The sequence below is a fragment of the Dietzia sp. SLG310A2-38A2 genome (genome assembly GCF_014145095.1).
GTDB lineage: Bacteria > Actinomycetota > Actinomycetes > Mycobacteriales > Mycobacteriaceae > Dietzia.
Genome location: NZ_JAALDX010000029.1, coordinates 1 through 5,050 on the forward strand (window position 1 = coordinate 1; position 5,050 = coordinate 5,050).

General features: G+C 65.5%; 4 protein-coding genes and 1 pseudogene. 1 reads left to right on the forward strand and 4 read right to left on the reverse strand.

The annotated features are described in order from the left end of the window. Nucleotides 1-47: 47 nt before the first annotated feature. From G6027_RS01225 to G6027_RS01235, 3 genes are all read right to left on the reverse strand, one after another. Nucleotides 48-944, reverse strand: coding sequence for a hypothetical protein (locus G6027_RS01225; RefSeq protein ID WP_182634673.1), 897 nt, complete (start codon nucleotides 942-944; stop codon nucleotides 48-50). A 31-nt stretch (nucleotides 945-975) separates the two neighbouring features. Further along, nucleotides 976-1,713, reverse strand: a complete 738-nt coding sequence (locus G6027_RS01230; protein WP_182634675.1) for a hypothetical protein — start codon at nucleotides 1,711-1,713, stop codon at nucleotides 976-978. Between the two features lie 88 nt (nucleotides 1,714-1,801). Beyond that, nucleotides 1,802-2,521: a hypothetical protein gene (locus tag G6027_RS01235; protein ID WP_182634678.1), complete on the reverse strand. Its 720-nt coding sequence runs from the start codon at nucleotides 2,519-2,521 to the stop codon at nucleotides 1,802-1,804. A 469-nt stretch (nucleotides 2,522-2,990) separates the two neighbouring features. Here G6027_RS01235 and G6027_RS01240 point away from each other — a divergent pair, with 469 nt between their 5' ends. Then, complete coding sequence (locus G6027_RS01240; RefSeq protein WP_182634680.1) at nucleotides 2,991-4,565, forward strand: hypothetical protein; 1,575 nt, start codon at nucleotides 2,991-2,993, stop codon at nucleotides 4,563-4,565. 68 nt (nucleotides 4,566-4,633) lie between these two features. Here G6027_RS01240 and G6027_RS01245 read toward each other — a convergent pair. Next, nucleotides 4,634-5,050: pseudogene (locus G6027_RS01245) on the reverse strand (hypothetical protein); the annotation flags it as partial.

A 5,050-nucleotide genomic window follows, 5' to 3' on the forward strand; every position in this document is an offset into this window, starting at 1 on the left:
CCGGTCGCGTAACGCGACCGGCCCATCCGTTTCAGCTGGAGTGCGGACTACTCATCGGCACCCGGCTCGTCGTCACCGGGCTCATCGTCGCCCGGCCCACCATTGTCCGGGTCTTCGTTGTCCGGGTCACCGTTGACCGGGGGCTGGCCGTCCCCGTTGCCACCCAGAGACCCTAGGGAACCACTGGTGATGTTGCCGCTCTCCTCGGGCTCGATAACCGGCGGGGGCCACCCCTCCTCGAAAGCGGACCACGCGTACAGCTGGGCAGTGCCCTGCGCGGCGGCGGAGTTTGTGCCCTGGGCACACATCGTGAAGAAGCCGACCTTCTCCACACCGCGCGGCTGGGTGGACGGCGGCCCGAGAGCGATGTTCCGGGTCACGGTGTTGCCGTTGGTCACGGCGAAGGCGGGGGTAGTTCCGTACAGACCCTGGACCTTCGCGGCGGTATTTGCCTGGGTGATCTGCGAGCGGAGCGCCACCGCATCGCTCGAGATCTCACCCACACTGCCCTGCGGGAGGAACTGCACCAGGGGCCACAGCTCAGCCACCATGGTTCCCGTCGAACCCAGGACGGACATCGTGATCCGCACATCCTCGGCCTTGACGTTCTGGAACCGCTGGTAGTACTCGACGGAACTCTCCACGACCGGGGCGGTGGAGATGCTCCCGCCGAAGCGGTTGGCGGGATCCTGGCTTGCAGCTTCACAGAACACCGTGAAGCCGAGGTTGTTGGTCATGGTGACCTGAGCGGTTCCCGCGGCCCGATCGACGCTGACGACGTCGACGTCCATCCCGGAGTTATTGACGATGACGGTGCGGCCGTCTCCGTTGTCTCCGGGGACGACGGTCACGGTCTGAGCGGCGGCGGATCCTGCGGCACCGATGGCGAGGGCGGCGCTAGCCGCGGCCGCGGTGAGGCCCTTGAGGGCTCTGGAGGTGGACATGAGACTCCTTGAAGTATCGGTCGGGAGGGGATTACGAGCCGAGGGAACCTGCACTGAGGCTTCCGGAGCTTTCGGGTTCGGGGGCCGGGTTCGGATCCTCGATATCCTCGAGACCGGTGTAAAGGAACCAGTCGTTCGTCTCCATGTTGCGACACATGAACACCGCCGCCGCACGCCACTCTCCCCGATCTCCGGTAGAGGAGGGTCCGAGCAGAGCCGTGTAGTCCACTGTGGTCCCAGCACTGACGGTGAACTGCAGATTGCCACCGACCCGGGGGTCACCCGTTCGGCCGGCGACTCGCGCCTCGTTGTGCGGCGTCCTCGTATCAGTCTCAGCAGAACCGACGGCACTGCCAGTCGGGAAGATGTCGTACAGGGAGCCCAGGGACACCAGGTCGCCGTTGGCGTTCGTGTCGGAGGGGCCCGTGAATACCCGAGTGCGATAGAACTCGGTTACCTCGGCGGCGACTCCTGCGGTCGTGACCTGGCCGTGGCCGATTGGCGTGGCTATACCGCCCTTGTCGAAGGAAGGGACCTCACACCGGAAGTTCGCGTCGGTGGTGTTCTGGATCGTGCCCGTGATCTGGGTGGGGGTATCGCCCTTGAGATCGACGGATACCAGGAGGGACGAGTCGTCGACTTTGACGACGTAGCCGGCGAACCCGCCGCCGGGGACCTGCGCCACGGCCGGTGCGGCGCCCGCCACCAGAGCGAGAGCCGCCGTGGCGGCCACGGCCCCGCGCACCGCGCTGAGGGTGGAAAGTGTCATGATGATGCTCCTGTCGGTCCGACGCCTTGACGGAATCGGGGTGCGTTCGATTTCTCTGAGCGCGGGGCGGACCCCACGAGGCTGATACTCAACTACCGAGGCCGGCGCTGCCGAGGCTGCCCGTCGAGTCGTTGGTCCCGTAGGCCGGCTTGACGTCTCCCTCGTAAGCGTGGAACGCGTACCTCTGGCCGGACAGAACGCACGTCAAGAACACGCCAGTCTGGAAGTCCACACGCTGCCCCTCGCTGGGATGATCGAGTCGCACCACGCGCTCAGTCGCCTGCTCGGCCGGGATGGCCAGCGGCGAGGGGATCACACCGTAGTGACCTGCGAGACGTGCCTGCTGGAAGACCTCCCCGGTCTCCGAGAGCGCCTGCCACTCCGGATTGATGAACTCACCGAGACTTCCTGCCTGATCCGCCACGGACCCCAGCGGGATCACCTGATCACCGATCTCCGGGATTTGCAGGACGAGATCCGCAATTCCCGACTGCGGGTACTGGGTGTAGAAGTCGACCGAACGGGCGACCACCTCGGCGGTCGTGACTGTGGCCGCCGGCCCTCCGTCAAGGCCGGTACAGCTGATGTTGCTGGACGTGTTGTTCTGGACCACCACACGGACGGTTCCGGTCCCGGGGTCAAGCGGGTCGACCGCGATCTGTACCCGGGGGTCGTCGACGGGAAAGACCGTGGTCCGGGGATTGTTCCCGGGAATCTGTGCGGTAGCGGCCGGCGCGGCGGCGACGGCGAAAGCCGCGGCGATTCCGAGGGCCGCGAATCTGGCTGAGGGGTGCCACGTGCGTGCCATGGATCGATCTCCTTAACGTTGGCTTAGATCTGATCGAAGCCGGACCCGGGATCTATGGGGCCGACGGCCGGCCTTCGCCTCAGACGTGTAGACCGGTTCAGTGTGACATGAGGCACACGGTCATCACACCCGGCTTATTATTTAGATTTGGTAACGGTTGGTACTAACTGGGCACTTTTGTCCCACCTGACCCGTCAGCAACTTTCTGGACAGATCCCGCCCTAGGTGTCTATGAACTGCAGGTTTGCCACACCGTCTGGTCGTGAGGCTCGAAGATAAGAAAAGACAACCCGTTCAAATGGGACTGCGTATACCCTTGGTGCTCATAAGTGCTTTATGTCACACTTCCCTTGTCGCGATGTTCGATCAGACGACGGACAGACACCCCGACCGCCCATCACGGGCCGCCGAAAGGGCCTCCAACGCCACCCCCAGGAGCGTCAGAGGCCCCTGAGATAAAGGACGCCCCATGTTGTTCAAACGCGCTATGGCGGTGGTGGCAGGCGCCGCACTGCCCCTGGCCACAACCCTCGCACTCGCGCCAACGGCCGGTGCGCAGACCGAACCGGAGCCTCCGGTCACTGAGACAGTCGAGGTCACCTACACCTGCAACGCGAACAACGCCTCGAACATCGGTGGCGTGAACCCCTGGACCAACACGGTCACGGTCACTTACCCGGAAAGCGTCGCACCGGGCGAGTTCTTCGATGTAACGATCCAGGCCGGTGAGATGAACCCGGTACAGAGTCGGACCGGTCGCGTCACGTACGACATCCAGACGCCGTCGAACGTGACCAGCCTCGCCTCCGCACTATCGGGCGGCCAGTACGGGTTCAACAGCGGAACCCCCTCACTGACGACTGTCAACCCGGGCACCAAGGTCAACGCCGCCGGGACCGACGTCACTCGCATCTGGGGCGGCACTTCGGCTCGCTTTGGCACCAGTTCCGGCACCTCCACCAACTCGGGGCTGGCGAAGACGAGCAACGCCGCGTTCCGTCTCCCGGCGGTGACCTTCTCGATGCGTGCGCCGCTGGCGCCGGGAGCCGAGGTCGTCTTTGGGCTCCCCGGTGCCGGCGCGGATCCTCTGACATACAACGCAGAGAACACGCAGTTCGCCTACACCCGCGGAACCTCCAACACCGGCACCCAGGTGGAGTGCATCGCTGGCGCCAATGCGGCCCAGCTGACCAAGACCACGGTGGCGGATGTCGCACCGATCATCCTCGACTCCACTACCAGGATTATCGGCGGCAATCAGACCGCCGACTCGTCAATCCCGGTCCAGCTACAGGCGCAGGTCGCGGCGCCCTACGCCACCTCGGACGAGCTCTCCCAGGGCACTGTCACATTCCGAGATCAGGCCACCAATCTCATCGTGGGTACCGCCAACCCCAACGATCAGGGAATCGCCACCATCCAGCATGAGTTCCCGCGCATCCCGGATGGGGACCCTGACGAAATCCGGACGATTATCGCTGAGTATTCCGGCGTGCCCGGCAACATCAGCTCGAGCCAGGACACGATCGTGCTGACCCTCACCGAGAAGCCGACAGTGTTCTGGAACACCAACTTCACCGTCGCTGCCAGAGTGGGAACGCTCGGAGACGAGTCGTTGCCCGTCAACGTCACGGCAACCTTTGCACGGCCCGGCCTCAACTTCCCCGAGGGAACCATGGTCCAGCTCTACCGTGACGCGCTTCCCGTCGGCGAACCGGTTCCGATGCCCGCGACGGGCGCTTCGATCACGTTCCCGACTGACGAGATCGACCGCACCGATCGGACCGGCACCCACCGGTACACAGTCGAGCTCGAGACCATCTGGTTCGACTACAACGAGTGGAAGGGTTCCACCCAGAATCCGGCTGTCGTTGTCGTCGCTGGTCTGGACGGGGAGATCATCACCCCCGAGCCGGGAACCGGTTCGCTCGACCTCGGCTCGTTGACCGACCCGATGACGACCAGCCTCTCCGGTTCTGTCGGTTACGACGTCGCACCGCTCTCAAGTCCGACCGTCTTCGGTTTGCTGAGCTCCGCCAGCTGACCCACCCCACACAACCGAGAGGACCCGTCCGCGCATCCAGCGCGGGCGGGTCCTCTCGTTGCGGGAGGTCAGTCCCGGATGTCCGGCGGCAGCTGGATGCGGGTGGTCTGCTCCACGTCCGGTTCCACGCCCGGGCGCTCACGACCGGTACCCGTGCCGGTCGAGGCCGACTCCGATGAGTCCGCGTCCGACGACTCCTCCTCCGGCTCCTCACGCCGATGTTTGCCACTGCCCGCCCTCGGGGGCGAGGGTGTCACCTCGGGCCGGAGCCACACGGGGGTCTGGTCGGCCGCCGGCTGGGCGTGGCGCCCACCGGCGCCCGTGTCCAGGTCGGACCCGCCGTCGATGCGGGCTGCGTCGAACCGTTCCACTTCGGTACGGATCTCGTCCTCGTCGTCCTCCGAGCCGAGCGGCTTGATCCCCGACCCGCCCGTGGACACGCCCGCGGCCAGCGGCGGGACCGAGGCGTCCTCGGGATAGGCCTG

Excerpts from the sequence above, each read along its gene's own strand:
- G6027_RS01230 (WP_182634675.1), bottom strand. The coding sequence starts at position 1,713 with ATGACACTTTCCACCCTCAGCGCGGTGCGCGGGGCCGTGGCCGCCACG.
- G6027_RS01240 (WP_182634680.1), top strand. The coding sequence starts at position 2,991 with ATGTTGTTCAAACGCGCTATGGCGGTGGTGGCAGGCGCCGCACTGCCC.
- G6027_RS01225 (WP_182634673.1), bottom strand. The coding sequence starts at position 944 with ATGTCCACCTCCAGAGCCCTCAAGGGCCTCACCGCGGCCGCGGCTAGC.
- G6027_RS01235 (WP_182634678.1), bottom strand. The coding sequence starts at position 2,521 with ATGGCACGCACGTGGCACCCCTCAGCCAGATTCGCGGCCCTCGGAATC.